The following is a 24217-nucleotide window of genomic DNA, read 5'->3' as shown; positions in this document are numbered from 1 at the left end:
CGATGCTTCAGGACAAGGATCGCATCTTTACCAATATTTACGGTCATTTTGACCGGACATTGGCTGGCGCCATGTCACGCGGTTGCTGGGATGGCACAAAGCAGATCATTGAAAAGGGTCAGGACTGGATCATCGACGAGATGAAGGCGTCGGGTCTGCGCGGCCGTGGCGGCGCAGGATTCCCGACCGGTCTCAAATGGTCGTTCATGCCCAAGAAAAGCGATGGCCGGCCAAGCTATCTGGTCGTCAATGCTGACGAATCGGAGCCGGGCACCTGCAAGGACCGCGACATTTTACGCCATGATCCGCATACGCTGGTGGAAGGCTGTCTGCTGGCCGGTTTCGCCATGAATGCGGTGGCCGCCTATATCTATATTCGCGGCGAGTTTGTGCGCGAGCGTGAGGCATTGCAGCGCGCCATTGACGAGGCTTATGACGCAAGGCTGATCGGCAAGAACAACAAGAACGGCTATGATTTCGACATCTATGTCCATCATGGGGCCGGGGCCTATATTTGCGGCGAGGAAACCGCTCTTCTGGAAAGTCTGGAAGGCAAGAAGGGCCAGCCGCGCCTGAAGCCGCCATTCCCGGCCAATATGGGGCTTTATGGTTGCCCGACCACGGTCAACAATGTCGAATCCATTTCCGTTGCGCCCACCATCTTGCGGCGCGGTGCGGCGTGGTTTTCGTCCATGGGTCGCCCCAATAATGTCGGCACCAAGCTGTTCATGCTGGTTGGTCATGTGAACACGCCTTGCACAGTCGAGGAAGAAATGGGCACCACCTTCCGCGAATTGGTGGAAAAGCATGGTGGCGGCATTCGCGGCGGCTGGGATAATCTTTTGGCTGTTATTCCCGGCGGTGCGTCCTGTCCGGTGGTCAAGGCTGAAGATATTATCGATGCGCCGATGGATTTTGACGGGATGCGCGAATTAAAATCCTCGTTTGGAACGGCTGCCATGATCATCATGGACAAGTCGACCGACATCGTGAAGGCGATTGCGCGGCTGTCCTATTTCTTCAAGCATGAAAGCTGCGGCCAGTGCACGCCGTGCCGGGAAGGTACGGGCTGGATGTGGCGGGTGATGGAGCGGCTGGTGCGCGGAGAAGCGCAAAAGCGTGAAATCGACATGCTGCTTGAGGTCAGCAAGCAGATCGAGGGACACACCATCTGTGCGCTGGGTGATGCTGCGGCATGGCCGGTGCAGGGTCTGATCCGCAATTTCCGCCCGGAAATCGAACGCCGTATTGATGAATTTACCCGCAATGCCCACCGGGTCGAGCCGGTTTTTGCGGCTGCCGAATAGGTTTTTTTAAAAACAGATCAGGAAGCCTGAAGACGATGCACAACAACGTATCAGAGATGACCCCGGGTGAGATGGCCAGAGCCGTCAACCTGCTCGCTCATCCTGTTGCGGGCATGGCTGCGGCAACAGCGTTTGGTGTGGGGCTGACCAGCCACACATTGGGTGCCTGGTACGGGGCGTTAAGGGAGGCAGGTGAAACCTCGCACAGGCTGCTTCAGGCTTTTGCGTCTATGCCGGTTTCTTCGTCCGGGCTGGACAAGCCAGCTACAATGGACGATCTGAAGGTGATTTCTGGAATCGGTCCAAAACTTGAAGCTGTTTTAAAGGGTCATGGCATCCGCTCTGTGAACCAGATTGCAGCATGGTCAGATGCTGAAATAGCGGAAATTGACAACAGGCTGGGGCTTCGTGGCCGTATCCGGCGCGATGACTGGATCGGTCAGGCGGCAGCCTTGCTGGACGGTTGGCAGGTAAAGTGAGATTGGGCAGGATGCCATTTATGGTATCCGCAGCAATGAAAATCGCGGTTGAGCCGCGGGTGAAGGTCGCGGTTAGTCCGCGGGTGAAAATCGCGGTTAGTCCGCGGGGTTGAGGCAAGATGGCAAAGCTCAAGGTTGACGGGAAAGAAATTGAGGTTCCCGACCACTATACGCTGTTGCAGGCAGCAGAGGCAGCGGGCGCGGAAGTGCCACGCTTTTGTTTCCATGAGCGGCTGTCGATTGCCGGCAATTGCCGCATGTGCCTGGTTGAGGTGAAAGGTGGCCCGCCCAAGCCGCAGGCGTCCTGCGCCATGGGTGTGCGTGATCTGCGCCCCGGCCCGGAAGGCCAGTTGCCGGAAGTTTTCACCAATACGCCGATGGTTAAAAAGGCCCGTGAAGGGGTCATGGAATTTCTGTTGATCAACCACCCGCTGGATTGCCCGATCTGCGATCAGGGCGGCGAGTGCGATCTGCAGGATCAGGCTATGGCTTTTGGTATGGATTCTTCGCGCTTTCATGAAAACAAGCGCGCGGTTGAAGACAAATATATCGGCCCGCTGGTCAAGACGATCATGACACGCTGCATCCATTGCACGCGCTGTGTCCGCTTTGCCACCGAGGTGGCGGGAACCTCTGAACTTGGCCTGATCGGCCGGGGTGAGGATGCCGAAATTACCACCTATCTGGAACAGGCGATGACCTCTGAATTGCAGGGCAATGTCATCGATCTGTGCCCGGTCGGTGCGCTGACGGCGCGCCCTTATGCATTTCAGGCACGTCCATGGGAATTGACCAAGACCGAATCCATCGACGTAATGGACGCTGTTGGCTCGGCCATCCGGGTCGATACGCGCGGCCGTGAGGTCATGCGCATTCTGCCGCGCAACAATGATGCGGTGAATGAGGAATGGATTTCGGACAAGACCCGCTTCATCTGGGACGGGTTGCGTACCCAGCGTCTTGATCGACCCTATGTGCGCCGTGACGGCAAGCTCAAGCCTGCCAGCTGGGCTGAAGCCTTTGCCGCAATTGGCGATGCCGTGGGCGCCACAACTCCTGACCGGATCGGCGCCATTGCCGGTGATCTGGCCGCCGTTGAAGAAATCTATGCCTTGAAACGCCTGATGATCTCGCTTGGCTCTGCCAATATGGATTGCAGGCAGGAAGGGGCAACCCTTGATCCGGCGCTTGGCCGTGCCAGCTATATTTTCAATCCGACCATTGAAGGTATTGAAGATGCCGATGCAATTCTCATCATCGGCGCCAATCCGCGCTTTGAAGCCTCTGTCTTGAACGCCCGTATCCGCAAGCGGTTCCGTGCAGGTCCGCTGCCGATCGGCGTGATCGGAGCCTTTGGCGATCTGCGCTATGATTATGAAGCGCTCGGCGCCGGGCCTGAAACCTTGAAGGAGCTTGCTGCAGGCAAGGGCGATTTCCTTGACAGGCTCAAGAGGGCGCAGCATCCGCTCATCATTGTCGGGCAGGGCGCGCTGGCCCGTGGCGATGGTGCAGCCGTGCTTGGTCTTGCTGCTAAACTTGCCACCGATATTGGTGCTGTCAGCCCGGAGTGGAACGGTTTTGCGGTTCTTCATACGGCAGCAGCCCGCGTTGGTGCTCTTGATGTCGACTTTGTGCCGGGCGAGGGGGGCAAGAATGTTGCTTCCATGCAGGATGACACCGATGTGCTGTTCCTGCTCGGCGCCGACGAAATCGACATGAACAAGGTCAAGAGCGGCTTTGTGGTTTATATCGGTACGCATGGCGATGCCGGCGCCCACCGCGCCGATGTGATCTTGCCTGCTTCGACCTATACTGAAAAATCGGGAACCTATGTGAATACCGAAGGGCGTGTGCAGCAGACCCGTCGTGCTGGTTTTGCGCCGGGCGATGCACGTGAAGACTGGGCGATTTTACGCGCTCTTTCCGAAGTGCTCGGCCACAAACTGCCTTTCGATTCACTGGCTCAGCTTCGCAAGGAACTGTATGGTGAATATCCGCATCTGGCCCGCCTCAATCAGATCGAGGCTGGTGGGCTGGAAGAGATTGCGGCCATGCAAAAACTTTCCGGTACGGTTGAAAAAACCGGTTTCGTGTCGCCTGTGCGCGACTTCTACCTGACCAACCCGATTGCGCGCGCTTCGGCGGTGATGGCCGAATGTTCGGCACTGGCGCAGGACAGCTCCAAGCAGGCAGCGGAATAGGACATGGACGACAGCTTCTTTTCCTTTTACATCCTGCCAGCGCTGATCATTCTGGCAAAATCGCTGGCGCTGCTGGTCATTTTGCTGATATTCGTGGCTTACATCCTGTATGCCGACCGCAAGATCTGGGCAGCGGTGCAAAGACGTCGCGGGCCGAATGTGGTTGGTCCGTGGGGTCTGTTTCAGGCTTTTGCCGACCTGTTCAAATTCGTCTTTAAAGAGCCGGTGATCCCGTCTGGCGCCAACAAGGCGGTGTTCCTGCTGGCCCCGCTGATCACTTCAGTGCTGGCGATGGCGACATGGGCGGTTATCCCGGTCAATGAAGGCTGGGCGGTTGCCAATATCAATGTCGGCATTCTTTATATTCTGGCGTTTTCGGGCCTTGAGGTCTATGGCGTGATCATGGGCGGCTGGGCCTCCAACTCGAAATATCCCTTCCTTGGGGCGCTGCGTTCGGCAGCCCAGATGGTGTCTTACGAGGTCTCTATCGGCTTTGTCATTGTCACGGTCCTGCTGCTGGTTGGCTCCTTGAACCTGACCGATATTGTTCTGGCACAGACTGATGGTATCGGCACCTGGCTTGGCCTGTCCAACTCCTTCCTTGACTGGCACTGGCTGGTGCTGTTTCCGATGTTCGTCATCTTCATCATTTCAGGAATGGCAGAAACCAACAGGCCGCCCTTTGATCTGGTCGAAGCCGAATCCGAACTGGTGGCCGGTCACATGGTCGAATATTCATCAACGGCGTTTTTGCTGTTCTTCCTCGGTGAATATGTAGCCATCGTCTTGATGTGCGCGCTGACCACGGTCCTGTTCCTCGGAGGCTGGCTGCCACCGTTTGACTTCGCCCCCTTCACATGGGTGCCGGGCGTTGTCTGGTTTGTGCTGAAAGTCTGCCTGGTCTTCTTTATTTTCTCGATGGCCAAGGGTGTTCTTCCCCGTTATCGCTATGACCAGCTCATGCGGCTGGGGTGGAAGGTGTTCTTGCCGATCTCGCTGTTCATGGTCGTGGCCACGGCCGCGTTCCTCAAGCTGACGGGGCTTGCCTGATGTCTACATTTGCACAAGCGGCTAAATCGCTGATCCTCAAGGATATTGTGATCGGTTACTGGCTGGGCGTCAAAAAGATGTTCGAGCCCAAGGAAACCATCAACTATCCGCATGAAAAGGGGCCGATTTCTCCGCGTTTTCGCGGTGAACATGCGCTGCGCCGCTATCCCAATGGTGAAGAACGCTGCATTGCCTGCAAATTGTGCGAAGCGATCTGTCCGGCGCAGGCCATCACCATCGAGGCAGGCCCGCGCCGTAATGACGGCACCCGCCGCACGGTGCGCTACGATATTGATATGGTGAAGTGCATTTATTGCGGCTTTTGCCAGGAAGCCTGCCCGGTTGACGCCATTGTTGAGGGGCCGAATTTTGAGTTCGCCACCGAAACGCGCGAGGAGCTTTACTATGACAAGGAAAAGCTGCTGGCCAATGGCGACCGCTGGGAACGTGAGATTGCACGCAACATGGAAATGGATGCGCCTTATCGCTAGAGCGCCGATGCCGGGCAATCAGCCCTGACATTGGCATTTGAGACATGGACGGGCCGCAACGGCTCGTTTAAGGAACACGCGGTTTCGTGGCCAAAGACGGCACGGAATCAAAAATTGGAAACCGGGGGAACCCATGCTTGAAGGATTAGAGGCGGCTTTTTTCTACCTCTTCGCCCTTGTCGCGGTCGCGTCGGCCCTGATGGTCATCTCGTCACGCAATCCCGTTCATTCGGTCTTGTTCCTGATCCTCGCGTTTTTCAACGCGGCAGGGCTTTTCCTGCTGGCTGGAGCCGAGTTCGTGGCGCTGATCCTGCTCATCGTCTATGTCGGCGCTGTCATGGTGCTGTTCTTGTTCGTGGTCATGATGCTGGATGTCGATTTTGCCGAGTTCAAGCAAGGTGCGCTGCATTATGCGCCTATTGGCGCGCTGGTCGGGCTGGTGTTTGCAGCCGAGCTTATTATCGTCACTGGCGGCTATATCCTGTCGCCGAACCTGAGCAGTTCTGTTGTGCGACCGATCCCTGATCTGGCACAGCGCAGCAATACGGCAGCGTTAGGTGACATTCTCTACACAGATTATATTCATTTCTTCCAGATGGCGGGTCTCGTGCTTCTGGTTGCCATGATTGGGGCCATCGTATTGACGCTGCGCCACAAACCGGGCGTCAAACGCCAGTCGATTGCCGATCAGGTTGCCCGTACACCTGAAGCCGCCATCGAGATCCGCAAGGTCGAGACGGGGAAGGGTATCTGATATGAGCGTCGGTATCGGACATTATCTGACACTTTCAGCCATCCTGTTCACGATTGGCGTGTTCGGCATTTTCCTGAACCGCAAAAACGTCATCGTCATCATGATGTCGATCGAGTTGCTGCTCTTGGCTGCCAATATCAATATGGTCGCCTTCTCCTCAGTGCTTAACGATATGATGGGACAGATTTTCGTGCTGTTCGTGCTCACCGTTGCGGCCGCAGAAGCCGCCATTGGCCTGTCGATTATCGTTGTCTTCTTCCGTAACCGTGGCTCGATCGCGGTCGAAGATGTGAATATGATGAAGGGTTGAGGCACGACCATGTATCAAGCCATCGTCTTTTTACCGCTTGCAGGCTTTTTGATTGTCGGGCTGTTTGGCACCGCATTGGGGGCTCGCGCGTCTGAATATATCACCTCCGGCCTGCTGGTGATTGCAGCGCTCCTGTCATGGGTAGCCTTTTTCTCGGTCGGGTTTTCCGATGCACCCACGCTCATCGTGCCGGTGGCGCGCTGGATCGAGACTGGCGGTCTGGATGTTGCCTGGGCCTTGCGCATCGATACGCTGACCGTTGTCATGCTGGTGGTGGTCAATACCGTCTCGGCGCTGGTTCACATCTATTCGATCGGCTATATGCACCACGATCCGCATCGTCCGCGTTTCTTTGCCTATCTGTCGCTGTTTACCTTTGCCATGCTCATGCTGGTGACGTCTGACAATCTGGTGCAGATGTTCTTTGGTTGGGAAGGGGTTGGTCTGGCTTCCTATCTGCTGATTGGTTTCTGGTACAAGAAGCCAACGGCCAGTGCTGCGGCGATGAAGGCCTTCATCGTCAACCGCGTTGGCGATTTCGGCTTTCTGCTTGGCCTGTTTGGTGTGTTCGTGCTGTTTGGCTCGGTCAATTTTTCCACCATCTTTACCAGCACCGCCACCTATATTCCGGCTGATGCCGGCGCAGACGCCGATACGGTTTTGACCTTCCTTGGCTATTCGCTGGACAAGACTGCGGCTGTCACCGTGGTGTGTCTGCTGTTGTTCATGGGCGCGATGGGCAAGTCGGCACAGGTGCCGCTGCACACATGGCTGCCGGATGCGATGGAAGGCCCGACCCCGGTTTCGGCGCTGATTCACGCCGCCACCATGGTTACGGCTGGTGTGTTCATGCTGGCGCGTCTGTCGCCGCTGTTTGAACTGTCGCACAATGCGCTGATGGTCGTCACCTTCATCGGGGCCACCACCGCCTTTTTTGCCGCCACCGTCGGTCTGGTGCAAAATGACATCAAGCGCGTGATTGCCTATTCGACCTGTTCGCAGCTTGGCTACATGTTTGTGGCGCTGGGGGTCGGGGCTTATGGCGCCGCCATTTTCCACCTGTTTACCCATGCCTTCTTCAAGGCGCTTTTGTTCCTTGGTTCCGGCTCGGTCATTCATGCCATGTCGGATGAGCAGGACATGCGCAAGATGGGCGGTATCCGCAAGCTGATCCCCACCACCTACTGGATGATGATCATCGGCACACTGGCGCTGACCGGCGTTGGTATTCCGGCAACCGTCATCGGTACGGCAGGCTTCTTCTCCAAGGATGCGATCATTGAAAGCGCCTTTGTCGGTCAGAACGCCGTGGCAGGATTTGCCTTCGTGCTTCTGGTGATCTCGGCCTGCTTTACCTCCTTCTATTCCTGGCGGCTGATTTTCATGACCTTCCATGGCAAGTCGCGCGCCAGCAATGAGGTCTTGCACCATGTGCATGAATCACCGCCCGTCATGCTGGTGCCGCTTTATATTCTGGCTGTCGGTGCGCTATTTGCCGGTTTCGTGTTTGCCGACCAGTTCATCGGAGCAGGCTATGAAGCCTTCTGGAAGACGGCGCTGTTTACCTCGTCCGACAATCATGTCCTGCATGACATGCATAATGTACCGATGTGGGTGAAGCTGTCGCCTTTCGTGGCGATGGTGATCGGCTTCCTGTTGTCCTATCAGTTTTATATCCGCTCGCCGCAGACACCGAAAAACCTTGCAGCCCAGCATCGTGGTCTTTACCAGTTCCTGCTGAACAAGTGGTATTTCGACGAATTGTTCGACTTCCTGTTTGTGCGCTCCGCCAAGGTGATCGGCCGCTTCTTGTGGAAGACCGGCGACGGAAAGATCATTGACGGGCTTGGACCGGACGGAATTTCGGCACGTGTCGTTGACGTGACACAGCGTGTCGTCAAGCTCCAGTCCGGCTATCTTTATCACTACGCATTCGCAATGCTGATCGGCGTTGCCGCACTTGCCACCTGGATGATGCTATGACCGACTGGCCCATTCTTTCCACGGTCACGTTTTTGCCGCTGGTCGGCGCAGTTTTACTGCTGCTGATCAATGACAGAACTGAAAATGGCCTGCGCAATATCCGTTCGATCACGCTTTTGACGACGGTGATCACCTTTGTGGTGTCGCTGTTTATCTGGATCGGGTTCGATAATTCGCAATCCGGCTTCCAGATGGTCGAAAAGGCCCAATGGCTGGATAGCGGCCTGTCCTATCATATGGGCGTCGATGGCATTTCCATGCTGTTCGTCATCCTGACCACCTTCCTGATGCCCCTGTGCATTCTGGCGTCGTGGGAAGCCGTGCAGAAGCGGGTCAAGGCCTATATGATCGCCTTCCTGCTGCTTGAGACCTTGATGATCGGCGTGTTCTGTGCGCTGGATCTGGTGCTGTTTTACGTCTTCTTTGAAGCCGGCCTGATCCCGATGTTCATCATCATCGGCGTGTGGGGCGGCAAGCGGCGCGTCTATGCCTCGTTCAAGTTCTTTCTCTACACGCTGCTTGGTTCGGTGCTGATGCTGCTGGCCATCATGGCCATGTACTGGAATGCGGGCACCATGGATATTCCAACGCTGCTGGCCCATGATTTCCCGGCCAATATGCAGACATGGTTGTGGCTGGCGTTTTTTGCCTCCTTCGCGGTGAAAATGCCGATGTGGCCGGTGCATACATGGCTGCCGGATGCGCATGTGGAAGCTCCCACCGCAGGTTCGGTCATTCTGGCCGGTATCCTGCTGAAAATGGGTGGCTATGGCTTCCTGCGTTTCTCATTGCCAATGTTTCCGCTGGCTTCGGAAATGTTCCAGCCTTTCGTGTTTGCCCTGTCGGTGATCGCCATCATCTACACGTCGCTGGTGGCGTTGATGCAAGACGACATGAAAAAGCTGATTGCCTATTCATCGGTGGCGCATATGGGCTATGTGACGCTGGGTATTTTCGCCATGAATGGGGAAGGCATCAATGGCGCGATCTTCCAGATGCTGTCGCATGGCCTTGTGTCTTCGGCGCTGTTCTTGTGCGTTGGCGTTATCTATGACCGTCTGCACACCCGTGAGATCGACGCCTATGGCGGCTTGGTCAACAACATGCCAAAATATGCAGTGGCCTTCCTGATCTTCACCATGGCCAATGTCGGCCTGCCGGGCACCAGTGGTTTTGTTGGTGAGTTCCTCACCTTGCTGGGGGCGTTTCGGGTCAATACATGGGTGGCGCTGTTTGCCACGACAGGTGTGATCCTGTCGGCCGGTTATGCGCTGTGGCTTTACCGGCGCGTCGTGTTCGGTGCGCTGACCAAGGATAGCCTGAAGGCCATGCTTGATCTGTCGCTGCGCGAAAAGCTGGTCATTTATCCGCTGCTGGTTCTGACGATTTTCTACGGTATCTATCCAGCGCCCATTCTCGATGTCACTGCTGAATCGGTGAAAGCGCTTCTGGAAAACGTCAATACATCACTCAATGCCGCGCAGACCGCGGCCATAAACTGACCGGAGACCGAGGTAACAATGACAGCGGAACTCTCCACCAGTCTCGCACTCGTAACGCCTGAGCTTATCCTGGTCGTTGGCGCCATGGCGCTTTTGATGATCGGGGTTTTTTCCAGCGGACGGCCCAGCACTCTGGTCTCGACGCTTGCCGTGCTGGTCATGGCGGGTGCCGGGCTGTGGCTGGCCTGCTTTACCGGGCAGGGTGCTGCATTTGGCAATTCCTTTGTGCTCGATGCGTTTGCACGTTTCATGAAATTGCTGACACTTGGCGGTGCTGCAGTGGCGCTCATCATGTCGGTTGGTTTCAGCCGGGCCAATAAATTCGACACATTCGAATATCCGGTTCTGGTTATGCTTTCCTGTACCGGCATGTTGCTGATGGCGTCGGCCAATGACATGCTGGCGCTTTATCTGAGTTTTGAATTGCAGTCGCTGGCGCTTTACATCGTTGCCGCCATCAATCGCGATTCACTGCGTTCCAGTGAAGCCGGCCTTAAATATTTTGTGCTGGGCGCGCTTGGCACGGGCATGATGCTTTACGGCATCTCGCTGATTTACGGCTATACCGGCTCGATTGGTTTTGAGACGATTGCCGCGACAATTTCGGGGCAGGAACGCCAGATCGGCGTGCTGTTCGGGGTTGTTTTCATTCTGGCGGGACTGGTCTTCAAGATTTCGGCAGCGCCCTTCCACATGTGGACACCCGATGTCTATGAGGGGGCGCCGACGCCGGTGACGGCATTTTTTGCGGTGGCTCCCAAGGTTGCGACCATGGCGCTGATCCTGCGGCTGGTGATGGAGGCGTTTCAGCCTGTCGCCGCCGACTGGCAGCAGATCATCGTGTTCGTGTCGATCGCCTCGATGGTGCTTGGCTCTTTTGCAGCCATCGGCCAGCGTAATATCAAACGGCTGATGGCCTATTCTTCCATTGGTCATATGGGTTTTGCACTGGTTGGCCTTGCCGCCAACAGTGAGGCAGGCGTGCGCGGCGTGCTCATCTATATGGTGATCTATGTGGCAATGACGCTGGGGGTATTTGCCTTCATCCTCGCCATGCGCCGCAATGACCACTATCTGGAAAAGATCGATGATCTTGGCGGTCTGTCACAGACCAACCCGATCATGGCCAGCCTGATGACGCTGTTGCTGTTCTCGCTGGCGGGTATTCCGTGGCTGGCTGGCTTCTGGGCCAAATGGTATGTGTTCCTGGCTGCCATCAATGCCGGTCTTTACGTGCTGGCGGTTATCGGTGTTCTGACCTCGGTTGTGGCGGCATTTTACTATCTGCGCATCATCAAGATCATGTGGTTTGATGAGCCTGTCGGCGGTTTCCAGCCGATGTCACTGGAACTACGCGCCATTCTTGGCCTGTCGGGTGCTTTTGTCACCTTCTATGTGCTGTTTGGCGCTCCGATCGGTGCTCTGGCGCAGGCGGCAGCCAAGTCGCTGTTTTGATGAGATTTGCTCTGGCGCCGAAGGCTGTTGCCGATGGTTTTCGGCTGGAGGCGCTGGAAACCATCGATTCCACCAACGCCTATGCACTTGCGCAAGCGCGCGCCGGCGATCCGGGCAAGCTGTGGGTGGTTTCCAAAAACCAGCAGAGCGGGCGCGGGCGGCGTGGCCGGACCTGGCATTCACCGCCGGGCAATCTGGCGGCCACCCTGCTTGTCGTTGCTGATTTTGAATTGAAGCTTGCCTCGACGCTTGGTTTTGTCGCCGGGCTGGCATTGGCCGATGCGCTGGATGCGGTTGCACCTCAAGCTGCCATTTCCGTTGGCCCCGATGGGGGCAGCAATTTTGCCGCTGCTGGCTCCGGCGCTTTTTCTTCCAAAGCTGCGGCTGGTAATCGTTTTGAATTGAAATGGCCCAATGATGTGCTGGCCTCAGGGGCAAAGCTGGCGGGTATCCTGCTGGAATCGACCATGCTTGATAAAAATCATTTTGCGGTGGCGATTGGCATTGGGATCAATGTTGCAGCTTACCCGGATGATCTGCCTTATCCGGCAACCTCGCTCCATGATCTTGGTTCAAAATGTGATGCTGAAACCCTGTTTGAGGCGCTGTCCGAGGCCTGGGCAGCCTATGCGCGATTATGGAATAAGGGGCAGGGGCTTGCTGCCATTCGCAATTGCTGGCTGGAACGGGCGGCAGGCATTGGCGGCGAAGTGGCGGTGCGGGTCGACAACCGCGTGATCCGCGGTATTTTTGAAACCATTGACGAAGAGTGTCATTTCATTATCCGCGAGCCTGATGGCAATGTGATAAGGATTGCGGCAGGCGATGTCCATTTCGGGGCGGTTGCCAGCGCCAGTGCTGTCTGAAATATTTTGGCATTTTTCTAGAGCATTTCATCCGTTTTCGTGAAAACAGGAAATGTTCTAAAGATGAGAATAAGTGCCCTGCGGACAAGGTTCCGCAAGATTGGAGAACAATATGGCTTTGAAGGAAAATGCCGAACTGGTGTTTGCGCCCCTTGGCGGCGTTGGCGAGATTGGCATGAACTTCGCCCTGTATGGTTTTGGCCCTGCCCATGCGCGCGAATGGCTGATTGTCGATGTGGGTGTAACTTTTCCAGATGCCGCCCATCCCGGTGTGGACCTGATCCTGCCCGATACAAGATTTATTGAAGACAAGCTGGACCGGCTCTGCGGCATTGTCATTACGCATGCCCATGAAGATCATTATGGAGCGCTGCTTGATTTGTGGCCGCGCCTGCAAGCGCCTGTCTGGATGACGCCTTTTGCTGCCGGTCTGCTTGAAGCCAAGCGGCAATCGGAGCATGGCGCACCAAAAATTCCGGTCAGCATCTATCGCAGCAGTGAAAAATTTACGGTCGGTTCTTTCGAGATCGAAGCCATTGGCGTGACGCATTCCATTCCAGAACCCGTGTCGCTGGCCATTACCACGCCAGCCGGAACGGTGATCCACACCGGCGACTGGAAGATTGATCCGGCGCCCACATTGGGCAAGAAAATCGATGAAGAGCGCTTTCGCGCCTATGGCGACAAGGGCGTTCTGGCGCTGGTGTGTGATTCCACCAATGCGCTGCGCGAAGGCGATTCACCTTCCGAGGAAGCGGTTGGCGCCAGCCTTAAAGCGCTGATCGAGGGGCAGAAGGGGCGGGTGGCAATCACCACTTTTTCTTCCAATGTCGGGCGCATCATTTCAATTGCCCGTGCCGCACACGATGCCGGACGCAAATGTCTGGTGCTTGGCCGTTCGCTCAAGCGCGTCATCGATGTGGCCGATGAACTTGGCTATATGGACGGCCTGCCTGAATTTGTGGCGGAAGAAGATTATGGCTTCATCGACCGTGACAAGCTGGTCATCATCTGCACTGGCAGCCAGGGCGAGCCGCTGGCAGCCCTTGCCAAGCTGTCGCGCGATGAAATGAAATCGGTGGCGCTTAACGCTGGCGATACGGTGATTTTTTCTTCGCGCACCATTCCCGGCAATGAAAAAGCCATTCTGGAAATCAAGAATCGCCTGATCGATCTGGGCATCAGGATCATCGAGGATGGTGATGCGCTGGTGCATGTGTCCGGTCATCCGCGCCGCAGCGAATTAAAGCGCATGTATGAATGGGTGCGCCCGCAAATCGGCGTTCCGGTGCATGGGGAAGCTGCGCATCTGGTGGCGCAAGGTTCATTGATGGCCATGTCAGGCATTGGACAGGTGGCGCAAGTGCGTAATGGTGACATGCTGCGCCTGTGGCCGGGGGCGGCCACTATTCTCGATAAACTGCCCTTTGGCCGGCTTTACAAGGATGGCAGGCTTGTGGGCACCGATGAAACCATGGGGATTCGCGAGCGGCGCAAACTGTCTTATGCGGGTCATGTGGTGGTCAATGTGGTGCTGGATGATCGCTACCAGCTTTCAGGCGATCCTGATCTGGTGGCTGTTGGTGTGGCGCAGGTCGATGCGGCCGGTGAATTGCTGGAAGATCTGATGATTGATGCCGCAGTCGGGGCTGTTGATTCCATTCCGCGACAACGGCGCAAGGATCTTGATCTGGTGCAGGAATCGGTACGCCGGGCCGTGCGGGCCGCTGCCAATCAGGCATGGGGCAAGAAGCCTCTGGTGACAGTGTTTGTGACGCGGTAAAGATGCTTAGAGCATTTCTTGTTTTCATGGAGACGGATGAAATGCTCTAATCTCTTGTTTTAGCCGCATTTCTGCGACGCCAGACGATTCCGTCTGACTGCAAAATGCTCTAGATAAGAAGATTTTGTAACTTTGATCCGGGGAACAAAACCATGAAACTCGGGCGTCTCAATCATGTCGCCATTGCGGTTCCCGACCTTGAAAAGGCGGTCGCCACCTATCGTGATGTGTTGGGTGCTGTGGTGAGTGCGCCGCAGAGCTTGCCTGAACATGGGGTGAGGGTGGTGTTTGTCGAACTGGCCAACAGCAAGGTTGAACTGCTGGAGCCGCTTGGCGTGGATTCGCCCATTGCCGCTTTTTTGGAGAAGAACCCGGCGGGCGCAATCCATCATCTGTGCTATGAAGTGGCTGATATATTCAGCGCACGCGACCGGTTGAAAGCTGGTGGCGCACGCATTTTAGGGGATGGTGAGCCAAAGACCGGCGCGCATGGAAAGCCGGTTTTATTCCTGCACCCTAAAGATTTTTGCGGAACTCTGATCGAACTGGAGCAGGAATGAGCTGGGTTTCCCTTGTTGCGATCTATTTTGTGAGCTGGTGGCTGGTGCTGTTTCTGGTTCTGCCTTTTGGTGTGAAGACACAGGCTGACGATGATAATGTGACGCTGGGCACTGTCGCCAGTGCTCCGCGTGGGCCACATATGCGGCGCGCCGTCATCTGGACGACAATCATAACCACGCTGGCCGTTGGCGGTTATGGCTGGCTGACATTTGGTCTTGGCCTTGGTTTTGACGATATTCCCATCATGGTGCCGATGCCTGAGTGATCCCAAAACAGATCAAATATGATCTGGGCATGATCCGTGAATGATCGGGAAGCTGAAAAAGCGATGGGATTTTTAAAAAAAAAGCAAGGCTAAAAAGCCTTGCTGAAATAAACGCGCCCGATCCGTTTCCGGTTTCCGGCGGCAGCGAGTAACCGCGCCTGGATCACATCCTCCCAAGACTTTAGACCGCGTAGGAGAACAGATTTTTCTATTCTCTCGATTATGGCAGCACAGTAGCCTAATAAACTTGGTTGAGTCACTATATATTTTACTCCGACATGAACTTAAATGTGTTGCGCTGCACAATAGGATGTTGCAATGCGGTTTAAAATGGTAACCTTGAGTCGCGTCGATACGTCCGATAGGGCTGCGGGTTTCCAACTTGCCATGAAATGGCTATGAAGCCGGGATAAACAGGCCTCGGTGTGCCGATTCCGGCATCCCCTTTCTCACGGATCAGCTATGCGGTTATCGCGCTACTTTTTGCCCATACTCAAAGAAAACCCGCGTGAGGCTGAAATTGTCTCGCACCGGCTGATGTTGCGCGCCGGTATGATCCGCCAGCAGGGGGCGGGCAGTTTTTCCTGGCTGCCGCTTGGCAAGCGTGTGCTTGACAAGGTGTGCCGGATTATTCGTGAAGAGCAGGATCGCTCCGGCGCGCTGGAAATCATGATGCCGACCATTCAATCGGCTGATCTGTGGCGCGAGAGTGGCCGTTATGATGCCTATGGCAAGGAGATGCTGCGCATCAAGGACCGCCATGAGCGCGACATGCTTTACGGGCCGACCAATGAGGAGATGGTGACGGACATCTTCCGTGGTTATGTGAAGTCCTACAAGGATCTTCCGCTTAATCTTTATCACATTCAATGGAAATTCCGCGACGAGGTGCGCCCGCGCTTTGGCGTCATGCGCAGCCGTGAATTCCTGATGAAGGATGCCTATTCCTTCGATCTTGATTTTGAAGCGGGCAAGGCTGCCTATTTCCGCATGTTCGTGGCTTATTTGCGCACATTTACACGCATGGGACTGCAAGCCATTCCCATGCGCGCCGATACTGGCCCGATTGGCGGTGACCTTAGCCATGAATTCATCATTCTGGCCGAGACGGGCGAGAGCCAGGTTTATTGCCACCGCGATTATCTTGAGTTCGATGTTCCGGGCGCCGATGTTGATTTTACGGATGATGCCGCAATTGCCGACATCGTCAGCAAATGGACCGGCCCTTATGCTGCAACCGATGAAATGCACGACGAAACGGCATGGGATGCTATTGGCGAAGATGACAAGGTTTCAGCCCGTGGCATCGAGGTTGGCCATATTTTCCATTTCGGTGATAAATATTCAAAGCCGATGAATGCCAGGGTTACCGGCCCCGATGGCAAGGAACATTTTGTTTCCATGGGGTCTTACGGTATCGGCCCGTCGCGCTTGATTGCGGCAATTATTGAGGCCAGCCATGATGAAAATGGCATTATCTGGCCGCAATCCATTGCGCCTTTCGATGTTGGTCTCATCAATATGAAGTCTGGTGACGGGGAGTGTGACCGTATCTGTGAGGAACTGGAAGCGGCTCTGACGGCGGCGGGTCTGGATGTTTTATATGATGATACCGACCAGCGCCCGGGTGGGAAATTTGCCACTGCCGATCTGATCGGCCTGCCATGGCAGGTGATTGTCGGGCCGCGTGGTGCGGCTGCTGGCGAGGTGGAATTGAAAAACCGTAAAACCGGTGAGCGCGAAAACCTGCCTGTTGCACAAGCCATTGCCCGTCTTGGTGCTACTGCCCGTCCTGGTGATGCTGCCCGGCCTGGTGACACTGCATGAGCAAGGCGGCTGCGCAGACTTCCGCCGCCGGGCCGTTTTCCGGTTTTGAACGCATGGTGGCGTGGCGCTATCTGCGTTCACGCCGCAAGGAAACGGTCATTTCGGTCATCGCCTCGATTTCGTTTCTCGGCATTATGCTGGGCGTTGCAACGCTGATTGTGGTCATGGCGGTGATGAATGGTTTTCGCGCCGAATTGCTGACCCGTATTCTGGGCGTCAATGGCCATATCATTGTGACGCCGATTGATCTGCCGCTTGAAGATTATGATCAGGTGGCAGCGCGCATCAATGGTGTGAGCGGGATTAAATATGCGCTGCCCTTGATTGACGGGCAGGTGCTGGCACAGGGCAATATTGGCTCAGGCACAGGCGCGCTGGTGCGCGGCGTGCGCGGGGACGATCTTTCAAAAGTGGACATGGTTGCCGATAATATCCGCTTCGGGACGCTGGACAATTTCGATCAGTCCGACGGTGTGGCGGTAGGATCGCGCATGGCCAGCAATCTGGGGCTTGCGGTTGGCGACACCATCACGCTGACGTCACCTGAAGGCGATGTCACCCCCTTTGGCACCACGGCCAGAATCAAGGGCTATCCGATTGTTGCGATCTTTGAGGTTGGCATGTCGGAATATGACAGTTCGATTGTCTATATGCCGCTGGGCGAGGCGCAGCTTTATTTCAACATGGAAAATCTGGCGCAAAGCATCGAGATTTATGTCGATGATCCTGATGCGGTGGATGCGCTCAAGCCACGTGTGGAGGAGGCCGCACAGCGCCCTGTCCTGCTTAGCGACTGGCGTCAGCGCAACGAAACCTTCTTTTCCGCGCTTCAGGTCGAGCGCAATGTCATGTTCATGATCCTGACGCTGATTGTACTGGTGGCAGCCCTCAACATCATCTCCGGTCTTGTCATGCTGGTGAAGGACAAGGGTCACGATATTGCAATCTTGCGCACCATGGGCGCAACACGCGGGGCGATCTTGCGCATTTTCCTGATGACGGGAGCGGCCATCGGAATGGTCGGCACGCTGGCCGGTTTTGTGCTGGGCGTGGTGATCTGCCTCAATGTCGAGCATATACGCCAGTTCTTTTCGTGGATTTCAGGCACGGTCCTGTTTAACCCCGAGCTTTATTTCCTTAGCCAGTTGCCTGCCAAAATGGATTTGAGCGAAACCTTGTCGGTGATTGCCATGGCGCTGATATTGTCTTTCATCGCCACGCTGTTTCCTGCCTGGCGGGCGGCCCGGCTCGATCCGGTTGAAGCGCTGAGGTATGAATAATGGCGCGCGCTGTTCTTGAACTGAAAAATGTCGAGCGCCATTATGTACAGGGTGAACGCAGGCTTACCATTTTGAGTGGCGCCGATTTTACCCTGCATGCCGGTGAAATGGTGGCGCTGGTGGCGCCTTCTGGCACGGGAAAATCAACCTTGCTGCACACGGCAGGCCTTTTAGAAAGGCCCGATGCCGGTGAGGTTGTGCTTGGCGGGCGCGCTTGTGGCAGACTTGCCGATGACCAGCGCACGGCAATCCGCCGCAATGATATTGGCTTTGTCTATCAGTTCCATCATCTCTTGCCGGAATTTTCTGCACTGGAAAATGTGATGATGCCGCAACTGATCAAGGGCCTGTCACGCAATGAGGCGACTGAGCGGGCCGGGCAATTGCTGGATTATATGCAGCTTGGCAAGCGCGTTTCACACCGCCCATCTGAATTGTCGGGTGGTGAACAGCAGCGGGTGGCGATTGCCAGAGCGGTGGCTAACGCGCCTCTAGTGCTGCTGGCCGATGAGCCAACCGGCAATCTTGACCCGGTGACCGCCTCTTATGTGTTTCAGGCATTGTCGGCGCTGGTGCGCCAGTCAGGGCTGGCGGCGCTGATCGCCACCCATAATCATGAACTGGCCGCGCGCATGGACCGGCGTGTTACGCTGTCAGAAGGCAAGGTGGTTGCCTTCTGATTTTTCGTCGCTTTTTATTTTATTGAGGCTGGTTTGCGACACTGCATTCCAGCAGAGGTTTGGCATCTTCTTCTGCCATGAGATTGCGCAAACTCGCCTCATTGCCCTTGGTCCACCACTCATAAGGCCCGGCTGTATAGCGCGCACCTGATGCGGCAATCGCCGAGGTGAAAAGGATTGATTGTTCCTCAACCGGCAGAATGGCGAGCAGGTTGGGACCGGCATTCACATAGCTGACGGCCAGTGTTTTTGAGCCGCATTGATAGGTGATGGAATTGACCGTTGCCTCGCCCGCCACTTCCAGTGAAAGCGTGATGCGCGGCTGAATTTCCTGTGCGTGGCTTACGCCTGCAAGCAGGGCGCAGCCGAGACTGATTAGCGCAAAATGAATATGGCGCATGCTGGTTTTCCTTTACAGCCCGTTTGATCCGATCACGGCGCCAAGGGCAGCACCGCCCAGGCCGCCAACAACTGCACCGCCGGTTCCGCCAACAGCAGCGCCAGCCAGCGCGCCTGAACCTGCCCCGATGGCTGCGCCGCTGGCTGTTCGCATTGCCTGTGACGAACCGCAGCCAGATAGCGACAGAGCGGTGAGGGTGATGATCAAGAATCTGCTCATATCGTTTTTCCTTGTTTCTTCGTCTGAAACTCGGAAATGAGGGTTAAAAAATTGCTTCGATTTGCAATTTTTAACCAAAAATTCAGGCGATTTCAGCCGGTAATCAGTGTTTTGACGCCGTCTGCGACGAATTGAACAGCCAGTGCAGCCAGGATGACGCCCAGCAGCCGGGTCAGGATCGAACGGCCGGTTTGCCCCAGAATGCGATCCATGCGCTCGGCCAGAAGAAAGGTCAGATAGGTGACGGCAAGACACAGGAAAATAATACCGACAAAGGCAAGCTGACCTGCAAGGCCCTGAAATGAATCGGATAAAAGCACAGTGGCGGAAATGGCGCCTGGACCGGCAATCAGGGGAATGGCCAGCGGGAAGGCGGCGATATTGTGGATATGATCGCGGGTGATGGCGGTGTCGGAAATCTTTTCCTTGCGGTCATTGCGCTTTTCAAAAACCATTTCAAAGGCAATGAAAAACAGCAAAAAGCCCCCGGCAACGCGAAAGGCGGCCAGGGTTATGCCGAACACGGACAGGATGGCGGTGCCTGCCACGGCAAAAAGCGCCAGAATGGTAAAGCCGATAATGCTGGCCCGGATTGAAACCTGTTTACGCTGGGCGCGGTTCATGCTGGCGGTGACAGCCAGAAACAAAGGCGCCAGCCCCGGTGGGTCAATCGTGACCAGAATGGTGACGAAGGCGTTGAAAAGACTGTCAAAATCCGGCATTTTTATATGCTCCCCATCGGTTTAAGCTAACGTAATGCTGCTTTATGCGCCAGTTGGGAAAGCCTGTATTTTGTCGGACCAGCGCCATTGGTAACTCTGCTGGAACGCGATTTCATGAAAAGAGGCATATCCATTTGAAATAATGTGCAAAATCAGCGTTGGAAAAGCGCGTCTTCTGTTGGAGAATCTGAACCCGTTCCTATATAAGATAAATATGATTCCCCAAATGTGTGATCTGATTTGAGCGAACAAGATACACCGCATGGTGCCGACGGCGATCCGACCGGCATTGAACCGATTTCCATCGTCGAGGAGATGCAGCGCTCCTATCTCGATTATGCGATGAGCGTGATCGTCAGCCGCGCCTTGCCTGATGTGCGCGACGGATTGAAGCCTGTCCATCGACGCATCCTCTATGCCTCGCATGAGAGCGGTTATCACTGGAACCGCAAATATGTGAAGTCGGCCCGCCCGGTCGCCGATGTGATGGGTAAATATCACCCGCATGGCGATGCCTCGATCTATGATGCCTTGGTGCGTATGGCCCAGGATTGGTCGATGCGCGTGCCGCTGATCGACGGGCAGGGCAATTTCGGCTCGATTGACGGTGATCCGCCAGCAGCGATGCGTTATACGGAAGCGCGCCTGATCAAGGTGGCGCATGAGCTTTTGGAAGATATCGACAAGGATACGGTCGATTTTCAGGATACTTATGATGCCTCAGCGCAGGAACCTCGCGTTCTGCCGGCTCGCTTTCCCAATCTTCTGGTCAATGGTTCGGGCGGCATTGCTGTTGGTATGGCTACCAATATCCCGCCGCATAATCTGACCGAAGTGTGTAATGGTGCGATCGCCATTATCGACAATCCGGCCATTGAACTGGCGGAAATGATGGAGATCATTCCGGGTCCGGATTTCCCGACCGGGGGCATTGTGCTGGGTCGTGCAGGCATTCATAACGCCTATTCCACCGGGCGCGGCTCCATCATCATGCGCGGTAAGGTCGATATCGAGCAGTCGCGCGGTGACCGTGAAGCCATTATCATCACCGAGGTTCCCTATCAGGTGAACAAGGCGTCGATGATCGAGAAAATGGCCGAACTGGTGCGTGACAAGCGCATCGAGGGCATTTCCGACATTCGCGACGAGAGCGACCGGCATGGCTATCGGGTGGTGGTGGAACTGAAGCGCGACGCCAATGCCGAGGTGATCCTCAATCAGCTTTACCGCTATACGCCATTGCAGACATCGTTTGGCGCCAATGTGGTGGCGCTCAATGGCGGCAAGCCGGAAGTGATGACGCTTCTGGATATGCTAAGGGCCTTTACGGCCTTCCGTGAAGAAGTCATCAGCCGTCGCACCAAATATCTGCTGCGCAAAGCGCGCGAGCGGGCGCATGTATTGGTCGGTCTGGCGATTGCGGTTGCCAATATCGACGAGGTCATCAAACTGATCCGTCATGCGCCTGATCCGCAGGCGGCGCGTGAGCAATTGATGGAGCGCCACTGGCCGGCAAGTGATGTGGAATCGCTGATCCTGCTGATTGACGATCCGCGCCACCGCCTCAATGAGGATGGCACCTATAATCTGTCGGAAGAACAGGCGCGCGCCATTCTTGAACTGCGCCTCCAGCGCCTGACCGCCCTTGGGCGTGACGAGATCGGCGATGAACTGGGCAAGATTGGCGAAGAAATTCGTGACTATCTGGATATCTTGTCGTCGCGGGCGCGCATTCAGCAGATCGTCAAGGATGAACTGGCGGCAGTGCGCGATGAATTCGGCACGCCCCGGCGCACCGAACTGACTGACGGCGGCGCGGATATGGATGATGAAGACCTCATCCCGCGTGAAGATATGGTCGTCACCGTCAGCCATTCCGGCTACATCAAGCGTGTGCCCTTGTCGCTCTACCGGGCGCAGCGCCGCGGTGGCAAGGGTCGCTCGGGCATGTCGACCCGCGATGAGGATTTCGTCACACGGCTGTTTGTGGCCAATACCCATGCGCCGGTGCTGTTTTTCTCCTCGCGCGGCATTGTCTATAAGGAAAAGGTCTGGCGTTTGCCGATCGGCAGCCCGCAATCGCGTGGCAAGGCGCTGATCAACATGCTGCCCCTGCAGCAGGGAGAGCGCATCACCACCATCATGCCGCTGCCGGAAGATGAGGCAAGCTGGAGTGAGCTGGATGTGATGTTTGCCACCACACGTGGCACGGTTCGCCGCAACAAGCTGTCTGATTTCGTTCAGGTCAACCGCAATGGTAAAATTGCCATGAAGCTGGATGAGGGCGACGAGATTCTCGGCGTTGAGACCTGCACCGAAAATGACGATGTGCTGCTGACGGTGGCGACAGGCCAGTGTATCCGCTTCCCGGTTCAGGATGTTCGCGTCTTTGCCGGCCGCAATTCGGTTGGTGTGCGTGGTATTTCCATGCCGGAAGGCGACCGCGCCATTTCCATGACCATTCTGGAACATGTTGAGGCCGATGCGACGGAGCGGGCTGCCTATCTGAAACGTTCTGCCGCCGAGCGGCGTCTGTTGTCCGGCAATGGCGAGGATGAGGAGATTGCGCTTACCAATGAAGAGGTGAGCGAAGATGCTGAACTGCCGGAAGAACGCTATGAGTTCCTGAAGGCGCATGAGCAGTTTGTCCTGACCGTTACCGAACTGGGCTATGGCAAGCGCTCGTCTTCTTATGATTTCCGTCAGACCAGTCGTGGTGGCAAGGGCATTCGCGCCACTGACGTTTCCAAGGTGGACGAGATCGGCCCACTGGTGGCTGCTTTCCCGGTTGCTTCGGAAGACCAGATCATGCTGGTTTCAGATGGCGGGACGGTGATTCGTGTGCCGGTGCACGGTATTCGCTTTGCCAGCCGTGCCACCAAGGGCGTTACGATCTTCAACACCGCCGAAGGCGAGAAGGTGATGTCGGTGGAGCGAATTTCCGAGCCGGGCTCTGACGAGGAGGACGGCGAGGGTGAAGACGCACTGGTTGAAGAGGGTGCATCAGAAGATGTGGCAGATGAGGCCGCAACCGATGAAGGAAATGAGCCGCAGGCAGAATAAATCTGCGGCTCCAGATTTCCAGCTTGCAATTTTATCTGGCCGGTCAGTCTTGTCCGGCCAGTTTCTTGTAAGAGCGCCTGTTGAATAGCCTCTATTTAATAGGGGTTGCGTGAGCGCAGCGGAAAGTTGCGATTGCGATGTGGAACGCGATTGCGCACAGCTTCCTGATGCAGTCCGAAAACTGTGGCGATCAACATGGCAACGGTCATAGCGGCGGCAAACATGTAGATAATCATGGGGCTACCTCCTGTGATACCAACGCACTCATGCGGTTTTTGTTTCATTGTGCTGGTTAATATTCATTATTGAGCTTGAACGGCTGCTGATGGTGCGGTTCATCTGCTGTTCATCTATTGATGTGTGATGCGTTGCCTTTGGCTCCTGCAGTTTCCGGATTGTTTTCTTATTTCATTGGAAACGGGCCAGGTGCTCTATCTATTTGTTTTAGCCGCATTTGTGCGACGTCAGATGGTTCCATCTGACTGCAAAATGCTCTAGAAGCAAAAACCATGACTGAACGTATCGCCATCTATGCAGGCTCCTTTGATCCGCTGACCAACGGCCATCTGGATGTGCTCAAAGCCTCGCTGACGGTTGCTGACCGGATTTATGCAGCCATTGGCATTCATCCGGGCAAACAGCCATTGTTTTCCTTTGAGGAACGGGTTGGCCTGATCAAGGCCGTTGCCGCGCAGGAATTGGGCAATGACGCCGGGCGCATCACGATCATCTCTTTTGACGGGCTGGTGGTGGATGCAGCGCGCCAGCATGGCGCTACGATCATGATCAGGGGACTGCGTGACGGCACCGATCTTGATTATGAGATGCAGATGGCAGGCATGAATGAAGTGATGGCGCCAGAGTTGCAGACGGTTTTTTTACCGGCCAGCCCTGCCGTGCGCACCATTACCGCCACACTTGTACGGCAGATCGCTTCCATGGGGGGCGATATTGCGCCTTTTGTACCGGCAGATATCGTAGCCCCCTTGAAGAAAAAATTCGCAAAATAGCAGGAAAGA

General features: G+C 55.7%; 23 protein-coding genes. 19 read left to right on the top strand and 4 right to left on the bottom strand.

Going from position 1 to position 24217, the window contains the following annotated elements; all coding sequences use genetic code 11:
• The first annotated feature begins 2 nt into the window (after positions 1 to 2).
• The 17 genes from nuoF (at position 3) to ACFPLB_RS06350 (ending at position 18794) form a co-directional block, all read left to right on the top strand.
• Positions 3 to 1307, top strand: a complete 1305-nt coding sequence (gene nuoF, locus ACFPLB_RS06430; RefSeq protein WP_378228548.1) for an NADH-quinone oxidoreductase subunit NuoF — start codon at positions 3 to 5, stop codon at positions 1305 to 1307.
• Between the two features lie 35 nt (positions 1308 to 1342).
• Positions 1343 to 1786, top strand: coding sequence for a hypothetical protein (locus tag ACFPLB_RS06425; RefSeq protein WP_378228547.1), 444 nt, complete (start codon positions 1343 to 1345; stop codon positions 1784 to 1786).
• A gap of 119 nt (positions 1787 to 1905) precedes the next feature.
• A complete protein-coding gene (nuoG, locus tag ACFPLB_RS06420; protein WP_378228546.1) occupies positions 1906 to 3987 on the top strand; it encodes an NADH-quinone oxidoreductase subunit NuoG in 2082 nt (693 codons plus the stop codon).
• 3 nt (positions 3988 to 3990) lie between these two features.
• Positions 3991 to 5037 (top strand): NADH-quinone oxidoreductase subunit NuoH, encoded by a 1047-nt coding sequence (gene nuoH / locus ACFPLB_RS06415; RefSeq protein WP_378228545.1) that lies wholly within the window; start codon positions 3991 to 3993, stop codon positions 5035 to 5037.
• On the top strand, positions 5037 to 5528 hold the full coding sequence (nuoI, locus tag ACFPLB_RS06410) for an NADH-quinone oxidoreductase subunit NuoI (RefSeq protein ID WP_378228544.1): 492 nt from the start codon (positions 5037 to 5039) through the stop codon (positions 5526 to 5528). Before nuoH ends, nuoI begins: the two co-directional genes overlap by 1 nt.
• Positions 5529 to 5661: 133 nt before the next feature.
• Positions 5662 to 6282, top strand: a complete 621-nt coding sequence (locus ACFPLB_RS06405) for an NADH-quinone oxidoreductase subunit J (RefSeq protein WP_378228543.1) — start codon at positions 5662 to 5664, stop codon at positions 6280 to 6282.
• A 1-nt stretch (position 6283) separates the two neighbouring features.
• Positions 6284 to 6592, top strand: a complete 309-nt coding sequence (gene nuoK, locus ACFPLB_RS06400) for an NADH-quinone oxidoreductase subunit NuoK (protein WP_378228542.1) — start codon at positions 6284 to 6286, stop codon at positions 6590 to 6592.
• Between the two features lie 9 nt (positions 6593 to 6601).
• Positions 6602 to 8575 (top strand): NADH-quinone oxidoreductase subunit L, encoded by a 1974-nt coding sequence (gene nuoL / locus ACFPLB_RS06395; RefSeq protein WP_378228541.1) that lies wholly within the window; start codon positions 6602 to 6604, stop codon positions 8573 to 8575.
• Positions 8572 to 10077: an NADH-quinone oxidoreductase subunit M gene (locus tag ACFPLB_RS06390; RefSeq protein WP_378228540.1), complete on the top strand. Its 1506-nt coding sequence runs from the start codon at positions 8572 to 8574 to the stop codon at positions 10075 to 10077. Before nuoL ends, ACFPLB_RS06390 begins: the two co-directional genes overlap by 4 nt.
• Before the next feature lie 18 nt (positions 10078 to 10095).
• A complete protein-coding gene (gene nuoN / locus ACFPLB_RS06385; protein ID WP_378228539.1) occupies positions 10096 to 11532 on the top strand; it encodes an NADH-quinone oxidoreductase subunit NuoN in 1437 nt (478 codons plus the stop codon).
• Positions 11532 to 12398, top strand: coding sequence for a biotin--[acetyl-CoA-carboxylase] ligase (locus ACFPLB_RS06380; RefSeq protein ID WP_378228538.1), 867 nt, complete (start codon positions 11532 to 11534; stop codon positions 12396 to 12398). Before nuoN ends, ACFPLB_RS06380 begins: the two co-directional genes overlap by 1 nt.
• Before the next feature lie 112 nt (positions 12399 to 12510).
• The gene (locus tag ACFPLB_RS06375) at positions 12511 to 14181 is read left to right on the top strand and encodes a ribonuclease J (protein WP_378228537.1); all 1671 of its coding nucleotides are present in this window, start codon (positions 12511 to 12513) and stop codon (positions 14179 to 14181) included.
• A gap of 152 nt (positions 14182 to 14333) precedes the next feature.
• Positions 14334 to 14741 carry a methylmalonyl-CoA epimerase gene (gene mce / locus ACFPLB_RS06370; RefSeq protein ID WP_378228536.1) on the top strand — a complete coding sequence of 136 codons (408 nt, stop codon included), beginning with the start codon at positions 14334 to 14336 and terminating at the stop codon, positions 14739 to 14741.
• A complete protein-coding gene (locus ACFPLB_RS06365; protein ID WP_378228535.1) occupies positions 14738 to 15007 on the top strand; it encodes a DUF1467 family protein in 270 nt (89 codons plus the stop codon). The genes mce and ACFPLB_RS06365 overlap by 4 nt, the downstream gene beginning before the upstream one ends.
• Positions 15008 to 15469: 462 nt before the next feature.
• The gene (gene proS / locus ACFPLB_RS06360; protein ID WP_378228534.1) at positions 15470 to 16834 is read left to right on the top strand and encodes a proline--tRNA ligase; all 1365 of its coding nucleotides are present in this window, start codon (positions 15470 to 15472) and stop codon (positions 16832 to 16834) included.
• Positions 16831 to 18114 carry a lipoprotein-releasing ABC transporter permease subunit gene (locus ACFPLB_RS06355; protein WP_378228533.1) on the top strand — a complete coding sequence of 428 codons (1284 nt, stop codon included), beginning with the start codon at positions 16831 to 16833 and terminating at the stop codon, positions 18112 to 18114. The genes proS and ACFPLB_RS06355 overlap by 4 nt, the downstream gene beginning before the upstream one ends.
• Positions 18114 to 18794: an ABC transporter ATP-binding protein gene (locus tag ACFPLB_RS06350; RefSeq protein WP_378228532.1), complete on the top strand. Its 681-nt coding sequence runs from the start codon at positions 18114 to 18116 to the stop codon at positions 18792 to 18794. The genes ACFPLB_RS06355 and ACFPLB_RS06350 overlap by 1 nt, the downstream gene beginning before the upstream one ends.
• A gap of 19 nt (positions 18795 to 18813) precedes the next feature.
• On the opposite strand, the gene ACFPLB_RS06345 is transcribed toward ACFPLB_RS06350, so the two are convergent.
• The 3 genes from ACFPLB_RS06345 to ACFPLB_RS06335 form a co-directional block, all read right to left on the bottom strand.
• A complete protein-coding gene (locus ACFPLB_RS06345; RefSeq protein ID WP_378228531.1) occupies positions 18814 to 19194 on the bottom strand; it encodes an MliC family protein in 381 nt (126 codons plus the stop codon).
• A 12-nt stretch (positions 19195 to 19206) separates the two neighbouring features.
• Entirely contained in the window at positions 19207 to 19413 is a 207-nt protein-coding gene (locus ACFPLB_RS06340) for a hypothetical protein (RefSeq protein ID WP_378228530.1), read from the bottom strand.
• A 92-nt stretch (positions 19414 to 19505) separates the two neighbouring features.
• The gene (locus ACFPLB_RS06335) at positions 19506 to 20135 is read right to left on the bottom strand and encodes a MarC family protein (protein WP_378228529.1); all 630 of its coding nucleotides are present in this window, start codon (positions 20133 to 20135) and stop codon (positions 19506 to 19508) included.
• Positions 20136 to 20375: 240 nt separating this feature from the next.
• Here ACFPLB_RS06335 and gyrA point away from each other — a divergent pair, with 240 nt between their 5' ends.
• Complete coding sequence (gene gyrA, locus ACFPLB_RS06330) at positions 20376 to 23198, top strand: DNA gyrase subunit A (RefSeq protein ID WP_378228528.1); 2823 nt, start codon at positions 20376 to 20378, stop codon at positions 23196 to 23198.
• 95 nt (positions 23199 to 23293) lie between these two features.
• Here the strand turns inward: gyrA and ACFPLB_RS06325 are convergent, their stop codons facing one another.
• Positions 23294 to 23434 (bottom strand): hypothetical protein, encoded by a 141-nt coding sequence (locus ACFPLB_RS06325; RefSeq protein ID WP_378228527.1) that lies wholly within the window; start codon positions 23432 to 23434, stop codon positions 23294 to 23296.
• A gap of 273 nt (positions 23435 to 23707) precedes the next feature.
• Between ACFPLB_RS06325 and coaD the strand changes: the two genes are divergently transcribed.
• Positions 23708 to 24208 (top strand): pantetheine-phosphate adenylyltransferase, encoded by a 501-nt coding sequence (gene coaD, locus ACFPLB_RS06320; RefSeq protein ID WP_378228526.1) that lies wholly within the window; start codon positions 23708 to 23710, stop codon positions 24206 to 24208.
• The last annotated feature ends 9 nt before the right edge of the window (positions 24209 to 24217 follow it).

This window comes from Aquamicrobium segne (assembly GCF_042656785.1).
GTDB lineage: Bacteria > Pseudomonadota > Alphaproteobacteria > Rhizobiales > Rhizobiaceae > Mesorhizobium > Mesorhizobium segne.
This window is presented reverse-complemented; position numbering and strand designations above follow the sequence as displayed.

Excerpts from the sequence above, each read along its gene's own strand:
- nuoF (WP_378228548.1), top strand. The coding sequence starts at position 3 with ATGCTTCAGGACAAGGATCGCATCTTTACCAATATTTACGGTCATTTT.
- ACFPLB_RS06425 (WP_378228547.1), top strand. The coding sequence starts at position 1,343 with ATGCACAACAACGTATCAGAGATGACCCCGGGTGAGATGGCCAGAGCC.
- nuoG (WP_378228546.1), top strand. The coding sequence starts at position 1,906 with ATGGCAAAGCTCAAGGTTGACGGGAAAGAAATTGAGGTTCCCGACCAC.
- nuoH (WP_378228545.1), top strand. The coding sequence starts at position 3,991 with ATGGACGACAGCTTCTTTTCCTTTTACATCCTGCCAGCGCTGATCATT.
- nuoI (WP_378228544.1), top strand. The coding sequence starts at position 5,037 with ATGTCTACATTTGCACAAGCGGCTAAATCGCTGATCCTCAAGGATATT.
- ACFPLB_RS06405 (WP_378228543.1), top strand. The coding sequence starts at position 5,662 with ATGCTTGAAGGATTAGAGGCGGCTTTTTTCTACCTCTTCGCCCTTGTC.
- nuoK (WP_378228542.1), top strand. The coding sequence starts at position 6,284 with ATGAGCGTCGGTATCGGACATTATCTGACACTTTCAGCCATCCTGTTC.
- nuoL (WP_378228541.1), top strand. The coding sequence starts at position 6,602 with ATGTATCAAGCCATCGTCTTTTTACCGCTTGCAGGCTTTTTGATTGTC.
- ACFPLB_RS06390 (WP_378228540.1), top strand. The coding sequence starts at position 8,572 with ATGACCGACTGGCCCATTCTTTCCACGGTCACGTTTTTGCCGCTGGTC.
- nuoN (WP_378228539.1), top strand. The coding sequence starts at position 10,096 with ATGACAGCGGAACTCTCCACCAGTCTCGCACTCGTAACGCCTGAGCTT.
- ACFPLB_RS06380 (WP_378228538.1), top strand. The coding sequence starts at position 11,532 with ATGAGATTTGCTCTGGCGCCGAAGGCTGTTGCCGATGGTTTTCGGCTG.
- ACFPLB_RS06375 (WP_378228537.1), top strand. The coding sequence starts at position 12,511 with ATGGCTTTGAAGGAAAATGCCGAACTGGTGTTTGCGCCCCTTGGCGGC.
- mce (WP_378228536.1), top strand. The coding sequence starts at position 14,334 with ATGAAACTCGGGCGTCTCAATCATGTCGCCATTGCGGTTCCCGACCTT.
- ACFPLB_RS06365 (WP_378228535.1), top strand. The coding sequence starts at position 14,738 with ATGAGCTGGGTTTCCCTTGTTGCGATCTATTTTGTGAGCTGGTGGCTG.
- proS (WP_378228534.1), top strand. The coding sequence starts at position 15,470 with ATGCGGTTATCGCGCTACTTTTTGCCCATACTCAAAGAAAACCCGCGT.
- ACFPLB_RS06355 (WP_378228533.1), top strand. The coding sequence starts at position 16,831 with ATGAGCAAGGCGGCTGCGCAGACTTCCGCCGCCGGGCCGTTTTCCGGT.
- ACFPLB_RS06350 (WP_378228532.1), top strand. The coding sequence starts at position 18,114 with ATGGCGCGCGCTGTTCTTGAACTGAAAAATGTCGAGCGCCATTATGTA.
- ACFPLB_RS06345 (WP_378228531.1), bottom strand. The coding sequence starts at position 19,194 with ATGCGCCATATTCATTTTGCGCTAATCAGTCTCGGCTGCGCCCTGCTT.
- ACFPLB_RS06340 (WP_378228530.1), bottom strand. The coding sequence starts at position 19,413 with ATGAGCAGATTCTTGATCATCACCCTCACCGCTCTGTCGCTATCTGGC.
- ACFPLB_RS06335 (WP_378228529.1), bottom strand. The coding sequence starts at position 20,135 with ATGCCGGATTTTGACAGTCTTTTCAACGCCTTCGTCACCATTCTGGTC.
- ACFPLB_RS06325 (WP_378228527.1), bottom strand. The coding sequence starts at position 23,434 with ATGATTATCTACATGTTTGCCGCCGCTATGACCGTTGCCATGTTGATC.
- coaD (WP_378228526.1), top strand. The coding sequence starts at position 23,708 with ATGACTGAACGTATCGCCATCTATGCAGGCTCCTTTGATCCGCTGACC.